At 35.0% G+C, this 16,193-nt stretch carries 17 protein-coding genes; 12 read left to right on the top strand and 5 right to left on the bottom strand.

What is annotated here, in order from left to right; translation table 11 throughout:
- The first annotated feature begins 85 nt into the window (after positions 1–85).
- Positions 86–331 carry a hypothetical protein gene (locus tag RB618_RS00925; protein ID WP_308067083.1) on the top strand — a complete coding sequence of 82 codons (246 nt, stop codon included), beginning with the start codon at positions 86–88 and terminating at the stop codon, positions 329–331.
- Here RB618_RS00925 and RB618_RS00920 read toward each other — a convergent pair.
- A complete protein-coding gene (locus RB618_RS00920; RefSeq protein WP_308067082.1) occupies positions 328–1,089 on the bottom strand; it encodes an alpha/beta hydrolase in 762 nt (253 codons plus the stop codon). The two genes, RB618_RS00925 and RB618_RS00920, sit on opposite strands and share 4 nt — an antisense overlap.
- The gene (locus tag RB618_RS00915; protein ID WP_308067081.1) at positions 1,083–1,985 is read right to left on the bottom strand and encodes a DMT family transporter; all 903 of its coding nucleotides are present in this window, start codon (positions 1,983–1,985) and stop codon (positions 1,083–1,085) included. The genes RB618_RS00920 and RB618_RS00915 overlap by 7 nt, the downstream gene beginning before the upstream one ends.
- A 161-nt stretch (positions 1,986–2,146) precedes the next feature.
- Here RB618_RS00915 and RB618_RS00910 point away from each other — a divergent pair, with 161 nt between their 5' ends.
- The gene (locus RB618_RS00910; protein ID WP_111377338.1) at positions 2,147–2,605 is read left to right on the top strand and encodes an Lrp/AsnC family transcriptional regulator; all 459 of its coding nucleotides are present in this window, start codon (positions 2,147–2,149) and stop codon (positions 2,603–2,605) included.
- A 66-nt stretch (positions 2,606–2,671) separates the two neighbouring features.
- Here the strand turns inward: RB618_RS00910 and RB618_RS00905 are convergent, their stop codons facing one another.
- Entirely contained in the window at positions 2,672–4,252 is a 1,581-nt protein-coding gene (locus RB618_RS00905) for a hypothetical protein (RefSeq protein ID WP_308067080.1), read from the bottom strand.
- A 436-nt stretch (positions 4,253–4,688) separates the two neighbouring features.
- Here RB618_RS00905 and RB618_RS00900 point away from each other — a divergent pair, with 436 nt between their 5' ends.
- From RB618_RS00900 to RB618_RS00865, 8 genes are all read left to right on the top strand, one after another.
- Complete coding sequence (locus tag RB618_RS00900; protein ID WP_308067079.1) at positions 4,689–5,915, top strand: DcaP family trimeric outer membrane transporter; 1,227 nt, start codon at positions 4,689–4,691, stop codon at positions 5,913–5,915.
- 35 nt (positions 5,916–5,950) lie between these two features.
- The gene (locus RB618_RS00895; protein ID WP_308067078.1) at positions 5,951–7,399 is read left to right on the top strand and encodes an aspartate ammonia-lyase; all 1,449 of its coding nucleotides are present in this window, start codon (positions 5,951–5,953) and stop codon (positions 7,397–7,399) included.
- A gap of 21 nt (positions 7,400–7,420) precedes the next feature.
- Entirely contained in the window at positions 7,421–8,491 is a 1,071-nt protein-coding gene (locus RB618_RS00890) for a type II asparaginase (RefSeq protein WP_308067077.1), read from the top strand.
- A 140-nt stretch (positions 8,492–8,631) separates the two neighbouring features.
- Positions 8,632–9,111: a nuclear transport factor 2 family protein gene (locus tag RB618_RS00885; RefSeq protein WP_308067076.1), complete on the top strand. Its 480-nt coding sequence runs from the start codon at positions 8,632–8,634 to the stop codon at positions 9,109–9,111.
- Between the two features lie 17 nt (positions 9,112–9,128).
- Positions 9,129–9,608, top strand: coding sequence for a hypothetical protein (locus RB618_RS00880; RefSeq protein WP_308067075.1), 480 nt, complete (start codon positions 9,129–9,131; stop codon positions 9,606–9,608).
- Positions 9,609–9,676: 68 nt separating this feature from the next.
- Entirely contained in the window at positions 9,677–10,741 is a 1,065-nt protein-coding gene (locus RB618_RS00875; protein WP_308067074.1) for a hypothetical protein, read from the top strand.
- Between the two features lie 103 nt (positions 10,742–10,844).
- Positions 10,845–11,465, top strand: a complete 621-nt coding sequence (locus RB618_RS00870; RefSeq protein WP_308067073.1) for a DUF4136 domain-containing protein — start codon at positions 10,845–10,847, stop codon at positions 11,463–11,465.
- A 2-nt stretch (positions 11,466–11,467) separates the two neighbouring features.
- The gene (locus RB618_RS00865; RefSeq protein ID WP_308067072.1) at positions 11,468–12,058 is read left to right on the top strand and encodes a hypothetical protein; all 591 of its coding nucleotides are present in this window, start codon (positions 11,468–11,470) and stop codon (positions 12,056–12,058) included.
- 297 nt (positions 12,059–12,355) lie between these two features.
- Here RB618_RS00865 and RB618_RS00860 read toward each other — a convergent pair whose 3' ends face one another.
- A complete protein-coding gene (locus RB618_RS00860) occupies positions 12,356–13,453 on the bottom strand; it encodes an exopolyphosphatase (RefSeq protein ID WP_308067071.1) in 1,098 nt (365 codons plus the stop codon).
- A gap of 349 nt (positions 13,454–13,802) precedes the next feature.
- Between RB618_RS00860 and RB618_RS00855 the strand changes: the two genes are divergently transcribed.
- The gene (locus tag RB618_RS00855) at positions 13,803–14,615 is read left to right on the top strand and encodes an AraC family transcriptional regulator (protein ID WP_308067070.1); all 813 of its coding nucleotides are present in this window, start codon (positions 13,803–13,805) and stop codon (positions 14,613–14,615) included.
- Positions 14,616–14,627: 12 nt separating this feature from the next.
- Positions 14,628–15,425, top strand: a complete 798-nt coding sequence (locus RB618_RS00850; RefSeq protein ID WP_308067069.1) for an SDR family NAD(P)-dependent oxidoreductase — start codon at positions 14,628–14,630, stop codon at positions 15,423–15,425.
- Between the two features lie 126 nt (positions 15,426–15,551).
- Here the strand turns inward: RB618_RS00850 and RB618_RS00845 are convergent, their stop codons facing one another.
- Positions 15,552–16,094 carry a DUF3575 domain-containing protein gene (locus tag RB618_RS00845; protein WP_308067068.1) on the bottom strand — a complete coding sequence of 181 codons (543 nt, stop codon included), beginning with the start codon at positions 16,092–16,094 and terminating at the stop codon, positions 15,552–15,554.
- Positions 16,095–16,193: the final 99 nt, after the last annotated feature.

The raw sequence follows: 16,193 nt of genomic DNA, 5'->3' as shown, positions 1-16,193 counted from the left end.
AAAGAGAAAAACTGATTTCCCCCCTTAACATTGGTTTTTCAGATTTAGAAGTATTAGCAAATATTAGGAACAAACGGCTAAAACAATGAAATTTGTAAAAGGACAAGATGTTTCCTACACAGCATTGAGTGGGATATCTTACAAGGGAACCATTATCGAAAGAAAAATGGATTTTAAAAAGGGGCTTATAATAAAATCTACTTCAAAAGAAAGAGATTTTCATTATCTTATTGAGATACAAAAAAATGGTACAACCGAGAAAATTCTATGTGCCGAAAACCATCTTAAATTATTAGAAAAGAAGAAACGCGCGGCAAAGAAAGCGGCTTAGTCGTTATCTGCTATAAACGCAGTGATTTTGCCTAGTACAGTTTCTGGAGCTTCTTTGTGTGGAGTATGTCCAATATTGGGTAAGATACATTTTTCAGCTTTTCCAGATATGGCATTTATCGTTTTCCTGACTTGATCTAAAGTTCCGTATTCATCTTTTTCACCTTGAATAAACAGTAACGGAGATTTAATTTTAGGGAGAAGGTTTTCAATGTTCCAATTTCTAAAATCGGCGCGGAGCCATGTTTCAGTCCAAGCTTTAAAAATGGCTTCCGTTTTGTTTCCGTGATATTTTTGAAGTCTTTGAGGCAAGTTTGTGTTTTGATACGCAATGACAGCTTCACGAATACCATTAAGCGTAATTTCTTCAACAAAAATATGTGCCGCTTCGCAAATAACCATTTTAATGCGTTGCGGATATTTACTTGCAGCAATCAATGCAATCGAACCTCCATCGCTGTGTCCGAATAAAATAGCATTTTCAATTTTCAGCTTTTCTAGTATAGTATTTAAAACGTCAGCTTCTAATTCTAGATAATTTACAGGACGAGCAGAAGTTGGCATCGGATCCGACTTTCCGTAACCCAATCTATCATAAATTAAAACATTGCATTGAGAAAACTCAGCGACTTTTTTCGGAAAATCTCTCCAAAGTTCTACACAACCTAAAGAATCGTGCAGAAAAACAATTGTGGGGCGATTTTCAAAATCGTTGTAATATTCGGCGTAGAGATTATTTTCGTCTATATGAATTAGCATACCGCAGTTTTGTTTTGAATAATTTTTTCTTTTTTAGCTTTCGAAACATTAAGATAGACAATTGAGCCAAGCATTATAGCAATTCCGACAATTTGCAGAAAAGTAACTTTTTCGCCCAAAATAATGTGCGCACAAAAAACGGCTGCAGGCAATTCTAGCGTTAATAAAACAGAACTCAAGCTCGAACCAATTTTAGGCATTCCGACTGTAAAACAGATTGGCGGGATCACGGTTCCAAAAATGGCTAAGAATGTTCCCCATTGCAATAACCCAAAATCTAAATGTGTGCTTGTAGTAATCGCTTCGCAATTGATTAAAAATATAATCATGGCAGAACCGCTGGTCATCAAAGCGCTTTTTTCGAACATTGGCGTTTCTTTTCCTATTTTGCTGGTAAAAACAATGTATAACGTATAAAGCAATGCCGATAATAAGCTCAATGCAATTCCTGTAAAAGAAATATGGGCATTGCTTAAGTCTAAAAGATTTCCTGCCAGAATAGTTCCTAAAATGATGAAAAGCGCCGAACCAACCTCAACTGTATTGGGTTTTTTCTTAAAAAATATCCAATCAACCAAAATACTAAGCCAGGTAATCTGCATCAACAAAACAATTGCCAAAGAAGCAGGAATGTAAGCCACAGATAAATAATAAGTATAAGCAGAAGATCCCATTGTGATTCCTGCCAAAAACAGTTTCCAGTTTAACACAAGTTTATGGCCGTTTTTTATTTTTCTAAAGATGGCGATTGACCATAAAATTAAGGTTCCTGCAAGTGCTTGTGTCAAAGTGATTTCGGCAGGAGAATAACCTTCTCCGTAAGCGATTTTGGCAAAAGAAGAAAGCATTCCGAAACTTAATGCGCCCAAAGCTACAATGATAATATATTTGTTCATTTTTTATTATTGAAATATGTTTTGTACATTCAAAAGTATAAAATGAAGAATAAAGATCGATATTTTGGATTTAAATATGTATTTTATGTTTTAAAATGTATTTATTTGTGTGTTCTGTCCTAAAATGAATTATTTTTTATACTTTAACTGGAAAAAATCCGATGCAAGAATTAAGCAAACAAGAAATAGAGTTACTTCGAATCCTTCAGGAGAATGCAAGATTTGATATTACAGATTTGACGGAAAGACTCAACATGTCGAGAACTTCGGTTTATGACAGAATTAAAAAACTCGAAAACGAAGGCTATATTAAAGATTATGTGGCGATAATCGATCCGAAAAGGGTGGGGTTAAATTTTACGGTAATTATAAACGTTTCTCTAAATAGCCAGCGTTTAGAATTGGTTGAAGAATTTTCGAGACAAGTTGCGGCACTCGACGAGGTTGTTGAAGGATATGTAACAGGAGGAATCTTCGATTATGTTCTAAAGGTTGTAGTGAAAGATCCCGAATCGTTTAACGATTTTATCAGAAAGCTTTCGGATATTCCTAATATTAGTAAAGTGCAGAGTTCGTTTGTAATGAGTTATATCAAGCAATCTACTAAGTTGCATTTTTAGATAAAAAAACTACGCTAGGCTTTTATTTATAAGGCTAGCGTAGTTTTTGATTAAATCTCTTGGAGATTAAAAGTCATTTTTTAGTCCAATTCTTTTTAAGCTGTTTATGATTCTAAAAACAATTTCGTCAGAAAACATAAAACTAGAAAGGGTTTCTTTTATTTCTGTAGTTGTCTGAGGCTGTAGTTCTAGAAGGTTGTTTAAATAGGTTTTCGCTTTTGCATCTTCACTTAACAGAGATAAAGAAACAGCTTTCAGCAGCGGATCCCAAATGGTTTCGCCAAAATCCATTTTTTCAGCCCAATATAAAGACTTTTGGTAATCTTTTTTGTGAATATGGTAGTAACAATATCCAACATTAATCCACCAAGGATGTGAGGGATTTATACGAATTGCATTTTCTAGTAAATTAAAGCCTTTTTCAAAATAACCTGCAAAAATCAATACACAGCCTATACCTGAAGCAATGCCAGAAGAATTAGGATTTATTTTGAGGCATTGTTCTGCGGCTGCGAGACAATTGTCCTGGTCTTTTTTAAAACAGTTTATAATGGCCAGTGCATACCAAGCCTGCTGGCAATTAGGATCAATATTTAGAGCTTTTGTGATGCAATGATTGCTTTTTTCTACTGTTTTTTTGCAATTGTCTAGTCCCAAGGCAATAGAAGCTAAATGCATTTCGCCCAGCATTGCCCAAGCAATTGCATGGTTGGGGTCTAATTCTACAGCTTCAGTTAAAGTGGAGAGCGCTTTAGCAAAATTTTCGATAGAATAGGAACGCTGATATTCGTGATAACTGCAGATTGCCCTTAAAATACCAGTGTTATTTGAAATTTTAGACGGCGCAGTTTTTACTATTTCGTTAAAAATAATACCATAATAACCGCCCATCGTAGAAACAATATCTTTTACAATTTCATTTTGAATTCTAATGCCGTCATCTAAGGTAGCAGGAGCAAACAATTTGGTCAATATAAATTTTCCTGAAGTGGAGTTTATCAGATTGACTCTGATCTGCAATTTGTTGTCAATAATTTGAATATGTCCCGTAATAATGAAATCGGCTCCAAGAAGATTAGCAGCCTCAAGTATATTTTCGTTAATTTTTGAAATAACATCAGAAGAAAAATGGCCTATTACAGTAATATCTTGAAAACGGGAAAGTTCTGCGCTAATTTCTTCGGAAAGAATTTGTGAAAAGGCTTCTAAATCTGGTCGATAAGCGATTGTTTTAAAAGGAAAAACTGTAATCACCGGATTTGTTTTATTGGTGTTAACAGGAAGATCAGTAGGTCTTGTTTTGTTGTTGTGAATAAATTCTGGAACGTAACCGCCTTTTGGGACATGGATGATAACCGAATTGTCTTTTCCGTCAGAAGAGTAATATTCGGTAAGCAGTTTCCTTAACCGTCCTGCATGAATACGCACCATTGCATCATCATGCGGATTAAAATGAGAAGGCCTGCTTAAAGCATTAACAGCGATAGAATATTCTTTGATAAACTGCTGCCTTTCATCTATCGTTTCTGTGACAATGTAGCGCAGAAAATTACTTAACAACGTTGAGTTCTTGAAAGAATAAAACTTTAAAACATTTTCCAGTTCACTATAGATTTTATCCGAGGGGATTTTTTTTATAGACTCCATAATAAATTATTTGAAAATTATTAATGTCAAAAAAAAGTCACTGGGGCGTATAAAATGTTAAAGGACAAATAGTTATAAAGATATAAATTTATGAAAATTTTTAACATGTTAGTATTATTAATCTGATATTTTAACGGTTAAATATAACGGTTAATAACCCTAATCGTGCTATTGTATTAATTATATTTGTTTGATAATCAGGTAAAAACTGTGTTTTGATTCTTTTTTTAACAAAAAAAGACTGTAATATATTAGGTGTTGAAATTTTTGCATTCCCGTACTAAAAGCTTTTAGGATCAGATAAAAGTTTTTAAGGTGAATAAAAATTCGTGCTGAGTAAATCGATTTTTTTAAAATAAAATGACTTTTATTTTAAACCAGGACTGCAAAAATCAGATTAAAAGTTGTATCCCATAACAAACAAACTATAATCATTATGAAAAAAAGGTTTTTGCAAATGACAGCTATGAGACATCGTGTTCTCATAATTTGTTTCCTCATTTCCACTTTTGTTCAAGCTCAAGATGAAGGGAATAAAAGCATGGAAATCTACGGATTTATTATGACCGATATTGGTTATAATTTCAATCAGATACAATCAGATTGGTACGATGTGGTGAGACCTACAAAACTTCCCGCTTTTAAAGACCAATATGGGCCAGATGGCAGTTACTACGCTTCTGTTCGTCAAACTCGATTAGGGTTTAAAAACTACTTTGATACAGGAATTGGCGAATTAAAAACTCATTTTGAATTCGAATTGTTCGGTACAGGTGTCGATGCTGGGCAGACTACTTTTCGTCTGCGCCATGCCTATGCTGAATTAGGAAAATTTGGAGCAGGACAAACCTGGAGCCCTTTTATGGATATTGGCGTATTCCCAAATTCGCTAGAATATTGGGGGCCAACCGGAATGGTATTTTTTAGAAATATTCAAATACGCTATATGCCTATTCAAGGCGATACCCGTTTAACCATAGCATTAGAAAGACCTGGAGCAAGTGCCGATCAGGGAGATTATGCAAATCGTGTCGAACTGCAAGGAGTAAAGGCGAGATTTCCGTTGCCAGATCTTACGGCTGAGTACCATCATGCGACCAAATGGGGCTATGTTGAGTTAGCGGGTATAGTTAGAAAAATTGAATGGAAAGATCAGAATAATGATCAGTATGATTTGTCTGGAGATGCAGTAGGCTGGGGACTTAATTTAAGTACTAATATCAATTTTAGTAAAAATGATGTTTTTAGAGGACAGGTTGTATATGGAGAAGGAATTCAAAACTATATGAACGACGCTCCCGTAGACATCGGTATCGAAAACAATTTTGGTAATCCTGTAACTCCTGTAAAAGGTGTTGCGCTTCCTCTAGTTGGTGTTGTTGCTTTCTTAGATCATAACTGGAGTGACAAGTTTAGTACTGCAATAGGATATTCTATGATCGATATCGACAACTCAGACGGACAAACTGATGATGCTTTTCAAAAGGGACAATACGTGCTAGGAAATCTTTTATACACTCCCGTAAAAAATTGTATGGTCGGTGTTGAATTTCAGTGGGGTAACCGCGAAAATTTCAATGATGGATGGAGTACTTCAATAAATAAAATACAGTTTTCTTTTAGATATAATTTTTCGCAATCATTTTATAAAAGAAATCAGTAAAAGCCTTTATGTTTTAATCAATAAAAAAAGAAAATATGTGTAAAACTGTACAATACCTGCTATTGTTTGGATTGTCTTTAGGCGTTCTCAATGCTCAGACCCGAACAGAAAAAGACCTTCTAGGAGAAAAACAAATTCCTGCAAATGCATATTATGGAGTGCAGACAGCACGTGCGTTAGAAAATTTTCAGATAAGTAGTTTGACTACGCAATCTTATCCTGATTATGTAAAAGCTTTTGCAATGGTAAAATTAGCTGCGGCACGCGCCAATGCTGATGTCGGCCGACTTAAAAAAGATAGGCTTGCAGCTATAGAAAAAGCATGTCAGGCGGTAATTGACGGCAAATATCATGATCAATTTTTGGTTGATTTGTATCAAGGTGGTGCTGGTACTTCTGCCAATATGAATGTGAACGAAGTTCTTGCCAATATTGCACTAGAACTGAGCGGACATAAAAAAGGAGAATATCAATACATTGAGCCTCATGATGATCTTAATATGGGGCAATCAACCAACGATGTGTACCCAACAGCGATAAAAGTGGCATTACTGCTTCATAATGATAAACTGCTCAAAGAAGCAGATCTTTTGGCTAAAGCTTTCCATAAAAAAGGAGATGAATTTAAAGATGTTTTAAAAATGGGAAGAACCGAAGGACAGGATGCTGTACCAATGACGGTAGGTCAGGAATTTCATGCTTTCGGAAATCAGCTTGATGCAGAAATTAGCGCTTTAAAAAAATCTGAAGTTTATCTATGCGAACAAAATATGGGAGCTACTGCAATCGGGACAGGAATTACAGCTTCTCCTGGTTATGCAGAAAAAGTAGCTGCACATTTGGCAAAAATTACTGGAAAACCAATTGTAATGAGCAAAGATCTTATTGCCGCGACGACTAGCCAACAAGGGTTTGTAATGTATTCTTCTACACTTAAAAGTATGGCGGTTGCTTTGGCAAAAATAAGCAGCGATTTGATCATCTTGGCTTCTGGTCCTCGTACTGGTTTTTTCGAAATCAATTTGCCAGCACTTCAGCCAGGATCTTCAATTATGCCAGGAAAAGTAAATCCGGTTATGCCAGAACTTATGAACCAATTGTGTTTTAAAGTAATGGGGAACGATCTCACCGTAACGGTCGCCGCACAATCTGGTTTATTGCAGTTAAATGCTTTTGAACCTGTTCAGGCTATTGCCATGATGGAATCTCAAGGATTGTTTTTTAAAGCAATGCCATTGTTTAGAAAAAACTGTATCGATGGCATAACGGTAAACAAAGACGTTTTGGCGCATTATATGGATAGAAGTGTGGGCGTTGTAACGGCTCTGAATCCTATTTTAGGTTACGAAAAAACAACCGAACTCGCCAAAGAAGCACTGGCAACCAATAAAGGTATTCTGGAACTTATACGCGAAAAGAAATTGCTGACAGAAGATCAAATTAAGAAACTTCTAGATCCAGCAACTTTAACAGGCCAAAAATAATTCTCAAACTAAAACGACAAAATGATGAAATTAAATATCAACTTTTACAAAAAAATGCTTTTACTGCTGATCCTGTCATTAAATATCAGCATGTTTGGACAAGCTAAGCCTAAAGTTCTAATATTGGCAACGGGTGGAACAATTGCAGGTTCTGCTAAAACTGGAGTGCAGTCAGGATATACTTCGGGGCAAGTTACTATTGATGCAATGGTAAATGCAATTCCAGATGCTTTAAAAGTGGCCGATATAAAAGGCGAACAAATTGCAAATGTCGGATCTCAGGATATGTCATTTGAAATTATGCTGAAAGTAGCCAATCGAATTAATGAATTAGCCAACAGCAATGATGTAGATGGTTTTGTAATAACACACGGAACAGATACGATGGAAGAAACGGCCTTTTTTTTAAATCTAACTACAAAAACAGATAAACCAGTAGTGCTTGTAGGATCAATGCGTCCATCAACAGCAATTAGTGCAGATGGACCCTTAAATCTTTATAATGCAATTGCTGTCGCTGGCGATCCTAAAGCAAAAGGACGTGGAGTGCTTTTGGTAATGAACGACTGGATTCATTCAGCACAATCTTTAACAAAAGTAAGTACAACGGCTGTTCAGACTTTTATGTCTCCGCTTCGTGGACTTATCGGTATTACCTCTTACGGAACAAATGATTTCTTTAATTATCCTAGTCAAAAATTTGGGAAAAACTCAGAATTTGATGTAAAAGGCGTTAGCACTTTTCCTCGCGTAGATATTATTTATGCCGATGCGGATATGAAACCAGATTTAATTGATGCTTCGATAGAACGCGGCGCCAAAGGAATTGTAATTGCTGGAGTAGGAAACGGAAACATGAACAAAGCTTCTCTAGATGCTTGCGCAAGAGCGAGCAAAAAAGGAATTATCGTAGTTCGAAGCACGCGGGTTGCAACTGGACTTGTAAGCCGTAACGTAGAATGCAATGATGATGAACTTGGACTTATTGCTTCATACGCTTTGAATCCGCAGAAATCTAGAATCTTATTGTCAGTAGCATTATTGAAACAAAGAAGTTTAGCAGAACTCCAAAAGATATTCGAAGAATATTAATCTTATTTTTTAAGCAAATCTAGACTTATGATCCTAATACTGCTATTGATGCTGATAAAATCTTTGCTAAAGTCAACAGCTACTTTTTGGTCTATTAGTAAAAGGGAATAATGTAATATCAACTTGAAAATTTAATGTGTATGAAAAATAAAATAGTTATACGAGCGGTTCTCGCAGGGTTCTGTGCCTTATTAGTTTCCTGCAATACAAAAAAGGATGAAAATACTGTAATTGACTTAAAAGAAGTTAAGAAACAAATTCAAGCAAAAGAAAATGAATATGCCGCAACATACAATGCAGGCCAGCTTAAAGAAATTGGATACTATGCAGACGATGCAATAACTTTTTATCAGAACAGACCACCGATTATTGGTAAAGAGGCGAGATATGAATTTTTAAAATCAGATTTGACCAATAACACCAATACGATATCATTTGAAACCAAAGAAGTTTTTGTTTCACATGATGGTAATATGGTAGTAGAAGTGGGATATTATAAAGTAACAGATTCTACCAAAACACCAATTAATACCGGAAACTACATGAGCTTTTTCGAAAAAAGAGATGGCAAATATGTGTGCGTAAGAGATATGAGTGCTTCTGATGGATTGGTAGAGTAACTTGCTAAATAAAGATTATGAAAAAAATACTATTTATACTATCGCTGGTTTTTGGATTGAATGCCGCGGCGCAAAGTTCTGTTGATGAGATAAAATTAATCCAAGATCTTTATGGAAAATCTAAAGCAGAAGTTGTCAAAGAATATTTGGGTTTAACAGACGTACAGGCTACAGCATTTCAGCCGATTTATGATAATTACGAATCGGAACGCAAAGCTTTAAGTCAGAAGAAGATTCAAATTCTTGAAGATTATGCAAATAATTATGCTTCGCTGAGCGATGCTAAAGCCACAGAATTAACATCATCGAATTTAAAGTATAATCAAGAAGCTGAAAAACTGCTTGCCAAAACACATTCTAAATTGGTGAAAGCTATTGGCGGAATCAATGCCGCAAAATTTGTACAGCTTGAGCAGTATTTGCAAGTAACTATACGAGCAGAGATTCAAGATGCTATCCCTTTTATAGGCGAATTGGATAAAACCAAAAAACACTAGACGATTTCTGGGTAAAGAGTAGAAAGAATCATTTTCTGCTCCGCTTATTAATATTTTATACTCTTACTATGATAAAGAAATTTACAAAATATTTGACCGTTGCATTGATCATGTCTGCCCAGTTGATTTTTTGCCAATCTGACAATGATGGTCCAGAACTTGGGCTTCCAGGAGATAATCTTGATCTGTATGCCGTGATGTCCTTGTTTCAGAAATCAAAAACCATTGAGGAATTTGAGAAAAACTTAAATCTCGAGAAAACAGGAATCAATAATCTAGATTTGAATTTGGATAAAAAAGTAGACTTTATAAAAGTAGTCACAAAGAAAAATGGCAATTCGTTTACTTTTATTCTTCAGGTCGCTGTAAACAAGAAGGAAAATCAAGACGTTGCCGTTATTTTGGTTGATAAAGATAAAAACGGAAAGGTAAAAATGCAGATTGTGGGCGATGAACTGCTGTATGGAAAAGATTATGTTATTGAACCAGTAGCTAAATCTTCTCCAGCAAAAACTTCGAATCCGGCCTACACAGGAGACGATCCTGTACAAAGTTCGCCAGCAGTAACAGCAGTTGTGGTAGAGACGGTGCCAATTGTACAATATGTCTATTCACCAGCTTATGTGCCGTATTATCCGCCTTATTATTACGGATTTTATCCTCCTTATTTCGCTGCTTTTACAGTAATGGCAGTCGGAATTTATCGTCATAACCATTATTACCATCATCATGGTTATCATGGCGGGCATTATCATGGCGGGCATAACAACGTATATATTAATAACAGAAACAGTTTTAATAATTACAATAATAATAGATCAAGATCTACTACAGTACGAGACAATTCGACCAATAATAGATACAATACCAATCGAGGCAATTCGCGACCATCGGCAGGAAATACCAATCGTGCAGGAAATACTAGCGCATCTGGAAGAACGCGACAAAGTGCGTCGCCAAGCGCGGGGACTTCAAATCTTAATAGAGGAAGTTCTTCAAACTCCAATTTTAATAGAGGAGGAGGTTCTTCATCAAGACCAAGTGCTGGGCAAATGGGAGGCGGTTCTCGTGGTGGAGGCGGCTTTAGTGGAGGCGGAGGCTTCGGCGGTGGCGGTGGCGGAAGACGACGATAGACGCCTTATGTATGAATAATTTGAAACGTACTAAAAATATATTGTTTACTCGATAAACGAAAGATTTTGCAAACAGGTTAACTAACTTAAATTATTAATGAAAATGAAAAGTAAAAAGAATCTATTTTTATGTCTTGGAGCATTCATTTCGCTCGTTAGCTGCCAGATTGAAGGACCAGACAGTTATTCGGATTTAGACGTAGTTTATACAGACTATATTCCCGAGTATGATTTTGCTGCTCAAGCTACTTATGCTAGACCTGATAAGATTGTTGTAGATGTTAAAATATCTCAAGGCGACACCACTTTTGTTTATATGGAAGATCAATATGCAGGACCAATATTCAGTCAAATTGATAAAAACATGACAGCATTGGGCTGGAGCAAAGTAGACATTGGCAGTGATCCAGATATATTGTTTACACCAGCTTTTATGAAATCTACAACAGTATTCTATTCTTATTGGTATGACTGGTGGTATGGAGGATATTATCCGCCGTATTGGGGCTGGTATTATCCGCCTTATGTTTCGGTAAGTTCTTATACAACGGGAAATTTACTAATGACAATTTCAGATCCTTCAAATATAGGTCCTGGCGGAGTAAGTCCAGCTGTTTGGGTAGCCTCGGCGGCAGGTTTGGTAACTTGGAATTATGATGTTTCAAGAGTAACAAAAGGAATCGATCAGGCCTTTACGCAATCACCTTATCTTAAAACTAATTAACCATGAAAAAGATTATAGCAAGCCTAATGTTATTAGGAACAATTAGTTTGAGCGCTCAGAATTCTGTAGTTAATGTAGCTTGGTCGTTAGGATTTCCTACCGGTGATCTTTCAGATTATATAAGTGATGTGAGCGCAAGAGGATTTTCTGTGGGATATTCAAGATTTGTAAAGCCAGAATTGGCAATTGGTTTTACCACAGGATGGAATGTTTTTCATAGCAGTCTTCCGTACGATACCTACACACAAGCAAGTTCTTCGCTTTCTGGAAAGCAGTGGAGAACAAATAATGCTATTCCGATTTTGGCGAATGCGAATTATTATTTCGCAAAAAAAGATAAAATAAACTCGTACGCAGGAATGGGAATAGGTATGGTTTATAACCGAAGAAATACAGACATGTATATTTATACGCTGGAAGAAGAATCTTGGAATTTTGCCTTGCAGCCCGAAATCGGGTTGGAATACAAAATAGATTCTAAAGTAGCCCTGACAGTTGCCGGTAAATATTATTACTGTTTTGAATCGGGAGAAATTCCTTATCCAACTTCCTACTTTGCACTCAATTTTGGAGTTTCATTCTTAGGTTGGTAAACAGCGTTTTTTATAATGTTTCATCAGAAAAAAAGCGTAAGGGCTTTGCTCTTGCGCTTTTTTGTTTTTTATATTTAATAGAATTGTGCTTTTAGATTTTCTACGAGATTTTTGTGATTATTCATTTCGTAGGAACTTTTGATTTATAACCAGATGTGCTTTTACAAAACATAACGTGAAACAATCCCGTTTTTCTATCAACGAGATGTTATTAATGGAATACTAAATATTGTTATTGATTTAAAATAAAAAAGCTTCAGATTACTCTGAAGCTTTATAAGATAGAATAAATACTTTTTAGAAATTGGTATTTATTTTTTTTGAACGATCTGCAATGTAAGAAATCAACCAAATTACCTGTCCTTCCTTTGCAAAGTAAATTTTCTTTGTTGTGTAGTCTGGAATACTTTCAAGACAAGTTACAAGGATATTGTTTGCCGAAATCAGGTATTTTTGATCATAAGTGCTTAAAACTCTTGCGGCTTCTTTATTTGTTTTTGCAAGATTAGTAAACTTATTAAAGTTGTTTTTAAGAACAGCATCATAATCAACAACATCCTGAAGAGTTAAAGCAACATAATGGTCTTTGTTGACATTTTCGTCATAAAAAAGAGTTGAAAACGCCCAAACAGCACCACCAGATAAATATAATTTTTCCTTTTTTGCTAAAGGAGGATTGGCATCAAATAATTCTTTAGTTTTTTTACGTAGAATTACATTATAATCAAAAGATTTTTCTTGATAAGTCGACATATCGTTTACTTGGCTTTTATTTACCACTGTTTTTTCTACAGCGTCAGTAAGCGTCATTGTTCCGAAATTAAGCTCCAAAGGAATAAACTCTAATTTACCGTCTTTAAGTTCGTCGATATAACCCCCTTTTGTAGTTTGAGCCCCAATGTCAAGAAGGAAGGCATTAGCAAAATCAACAGGAGGAATAGCGCCTTTTACAAGTGTTTTTGCTTCTTCATTAGCATCTAATACCTCTAATTGTTTCCCCGTTAGAATAGCAATTTTGTTTTTTAGAACATCCAAATTGCGTGCAGAGGCAAAGACAGGAGCAGCTACAACAAAAATGTTTTCTTCTAGAATTTTGTTTTCGGCTTTAATTTTTTGCAATTGGTTGGTAACCGTCACACTAGTTCTAGTGATATCTTCTTGAGTAAGTTCGCCCTTAGAGTCAATGTGGTCAGCAAAAGGAATTCTTTCAGTCCAAAAAGAAAGAATTTTATAATCGGCTTTTCTAATGTTATTTACATCAATAACTGAAACTTTTATGGCTCTACGACCAATTTCGATTCCAGCATAAACACTTTTTTGAGAAAAGGAAGTGACAGAAAAAAATAATGTTAAAAGGGTAAAAAATAAAAATTTGGGGTTGTGTTTTTTAAGCATTGTGTTGAATTGTAGTTATAATATAATTTATTTTTAAGAGATTATACAGTTTCTTTTAGTGGTATTGATGTGAAAATCACAAATTTAGAATGAAAATAAATGGTTTCATTACGGAATTGCGAATTTAAGAAAACATTTAATAATATAAAATCAGTTATTAAGAAAACCTGATATTAAATTATTGTAAAGGAATAACGGAGTTTATTTCGATAAAGTATATTTATAAAAAAGCTTTGGAGAAATCTGAAGCTTTTCTGTTTTTTAGAGACAACAAATAAATTTGGACGTTTGAACAAACTTGTAGATTGAAATATTTGGGAAATTTGTATCAAATAAAAATGAGGAGAAAATGGAATCAAAAAAAGATCAAACTCTTTCAGAACCAAAGCTCATACAAAACTTCTATTTGGGAGATAATATTGAAGGTGAGGCTTTTGTGTCCGATCATATCTTTAGTTATATCATAAGCGGCAGACATGATGTATGGATAGGATATAAGAAATATACATTTACTGCTGGCGATTACCGCTTCTTTAAAAGAAATCAATTGACAAAATCTATTAAGCATACAGAATCTGACGGATTTAAGTCTATAGCGGTTCATTTTGACCAAAATACTCTTAAAGAAATTTCGAAAGAATTTAGATTCAAATCAGAAAGGTTTCATGGTGAAGGAGTGAAGATTATTAAGGCCAATAGTGTGTTGAAAGAATCTATAACTCTATTCAGTGAATATGCCCAAAGAAAAGATATTGATAATGAAATTTTACGAATTAAAATTAAGGAACTGGTTTTAATACTTGCAGATATTGATCTAGAAATTAAGCAAATGCTGTTTGAATTTAACGAGCCTGGAAAATTAGATTTAGAAGGGTTTATGAATGGTCATTACAGATACAATGTTCCGTTGGAAAAATTTGCTTTCCTCACTGGGCGCAGTTTGTCAGGCTTCAAAAGAGATTTTGCGAAATTGTTTAAGATTACTCCAAGCCGATGGCTTACTAAAAAACGGCTTTCTGAAGCAAAATATTTAATAGAAAATTGTAAGCAGCGTCCAAGTGACATTTACTTAGAAATAGGCTTTGCTAATATGTCTCATTTCTCTTATGCCTATAAAAAAGAATTTGGGATTTCGCCTTTACATAAGAATAAGAACAACTAATTTACAGATAAAATGGATTTAAAATTAAAAGGAAAAAGAGCGCTTGTAACAGGTTCGAGTTCGGGACTTGGAGAATCAATAATAAAAATGTTGGCAAATGAAGGAGCGACCGTTATAGTTCATGGTAGAAATGAAGATCGTGCCAAAGTCGTGTGTCAAGAAATTATTAACAATGGTGGAAGGGCAGAAATAGCTTTAGGAGATCTTAGTACCGATAACGGAGCTGATGAGGTTGCTTCTGCAGCGCTAAAAAATGGTCAAATTGATATTTTAATTAATAATGCAGGCGCAACATCGCATAAATCTTGGGGTGAAGCAACAGCTACTGATTGGGCTGATATTTATAACAACAATGTGGTTTCATATGTAAGAATGATTCAGCGTATAGTGCCACAAATGAAAACATTAGGTTGGGGGCGAGTTATTCATATTGGAGGAGGGCTAGGCATACAGCCTATTAAGGAACAGCCACATTATAATGCGACCCTTGCAGCAAGACATAACCTTTCGATCTCACTTGCGAGATCATTGAAAGAAACCGGAATAACCTCAAATATTGTGTCACCAGGAGCCATTATAAATCCTATGGTTGAAGATTGGCTTGTAAATGCTGCACCTAAGTTTAACTGGGGGACAGACTTAGAAGAAATAAAATCGAAAGCTGTTGAACAGTTAATTCCAAATGATACGGGACGTTTTGGAGAACCTGAGGAAATCGCTGGAGCAGTTGCATATCTCTGCAGCACTTATGCTAATTACATTAGCGGAGCTACCATTAGGGTAGATGGCGGTACGATTAAATGCATGTAGAATAATATATTTCTGGAATTTTCTAGTAAAATCTATACTATTAGTACGATTGAATTTATTCAAGCAAAAAAGCTTCAGAGAAATCTGAAGCTTTTTTCACTAACTGGAAGTATTCAAACATTAATTCTAAAACCTATATCCAGCACTCAATCCAAATTTTGCTACAATATTATGATCTGTCTTATTCGCATTAAACAATAAAAACCCGTAGCCAACATTTGCTTCAAAAATAAATCCGCTTTTACTGGCCCATTTCCATCCTCCACCTGCTCCAAGAGCAAAATCGATAACATCGGGATTTTCAGTATAGGTTGAATGATCTTCAGATGTGTACACTTTTTTGCCATCAATAGAAGTCAGCATTCCAAATCCTTCAGCAAAAAAACCAGATGCATATTTTTTGCCAAAATATCTTCTGTAATACGGCGAGATAGAATAATTCATATCATTGCTTGTGTCATTTGCTAGTACATGAAAATAATAAACACCTAAAGAGGATTTATTGTTAAAATGTCTTTCATAGCTTATGTTTAGAGTTTTGTTTAAAGCGGCAATTGCATTTATGGTAATGTCATTTTTTTTCTCAAAAGGATTTGATTCACTTTCGTTTTGAGCATTAGCAGAGAAAAAGGCAAAAAGAAGGATAAGTACTAAATAGTTTTTTTTCATAAAAAATTGATTTGAATTATTTGAAGTCAAAATTCGTGTAAGAAAAATTGGAAAAGGTTTCAAAAGCTTAAAACTGTATAAATCGGTACTTATTTGCGT

Origin of the sequence: Flavobacterium sp. LHD-85, assembly GCF_030929595.1 — a bacterium.
Lineage (GTDB): Bacteria > Bacteroidota > Bacteroidia > Flavobacteriales > Flavobacteriaceae > Flavobacterium.
Note: the sequence above shows the minus strand (reverse complement) of the source record. Positions and strands in the feature narration are given on the sequence as shown.

Excerpts from the sequence above, each read along its gene's own strand:
- RB618_RS00910 (WP_111377338.1), top strand. The coding sequence starts at position 2,147 with ATGCAAGAATTAAGCAAACAAGAAATAGAGTTACTTCGAATCCTTCAG.
- RB618_RS00885 (WP_308067076.1), top strand. The coding sequence starts at position 8,632 with ATGAAAAATAAAATAGTTATACGAGCGGTTCTCGCAGGGTTCTGTGCC.
- RB618_RS00860 (WP_308067071.1), bottom strand. The coding sequence starts at position 13,453 with ATGCTTAAAAAACACAACCCCAAATTTTTATTTTTTACCCTTTTAACA.
- RB618_RS00895 (WP_308067078.1), top strand. The coding sequence starts at position 5,951 with ATGTGTAAAACTGTACAATACCTGCTATTGTTTGGATTGTCTTTAGGC.
- RB618_RS00850 (WP_308067069.1), top strand. The coding sequence starts at position 14,628 with ATGGATTTAAAATTAAAAGGAAAAAGAGCGCTTGTAACAGGTTCGAGT.
- RB618_RS00875 (WP_308067074.1), top strand. The coding sequence starts at position 9,677 with ATGATAAAGAAATTTACAAAATATTTGACCGTTGCATTGATCATGTCT.
- RB618_RS00870 (WP_308067073.1), top strand. The coding sequence starts at position 10,845 with ATGAAAAGTAAAAAGAATCTATTTTTATGTCTTGGAGCATTCATTTCG.
- RB618_RS00890 (WP_308067077.1), top strand. The coding sequence starts at position 7,421 with ATGATGAAATTAAATATCAACTTTTACAAAAAAATGCTTTTACTGCTG.
- RB618_RS00920 (WP_308067082.1), bottom strand. The coding sequence starts at position 1,089 with ATGCTAATTCATATAGACGAAAATAATCTCTACGCCGAATATTACAAC.
- RB618_RS00865 (WP_308067072.1), top strand. The coding sequence starts at position 11,468 with ATGAAAAAGATTATAGCAAGCCTAATGTTATTAGGAACAATTAGTTTG.
- RB618_RS00845 (WP_308067068.1), bottom strand. The coding sequence starts at position 16,094 with ATGAAAAAAAACTATTTAGTACTTATCCTTCTTTTTGCCTTTTTCTCT.
- RB618_RS00925 (WP_308067083.1), top strand. The coding sequence starts at position 86 with ATGAAATTTGTAAAAGGACAAGATGTTTCCTACACAGCATTGAGTGGG.
- RB618_RS00900 (WP_308067079.1), top strand. The coding sequence starts at position 4,689 with ATGAAAAAAAGGTTTTTGCAAATGACAGCTATGAGACATCGTGTTCTC.
- RB618_RS00915 (WP_308067081.1), bottom strand. The coding sequence starts at position 1,985 with ATGAACAAATATATTATCATTGTAGCTTTGGGCGCATTAAGTTTCGGA.
- RB618_RS00905 (WP_308067080.1), bottom strand. The coding sequence starts at position 4,252 with ATGGAGTCTATAAAAAAAATCCCCTCGGATAAAATCTATAGTGAACTG.
- RB618_RS00880 (WP_308067075.1), top strand. The coding sequence starts at position 9,129 with ATGAAAAAAATACTATTTATACTATCGCTGGTTTTTGGATTGAATGCC.
- RB618_RS00855 (WP_308067070.1), top strand. The coding sequence starts at position 13,803 with ATGGAATCAAAAAAAGATCAAACTCTTTCAGAACCAAAGCTCATACAA.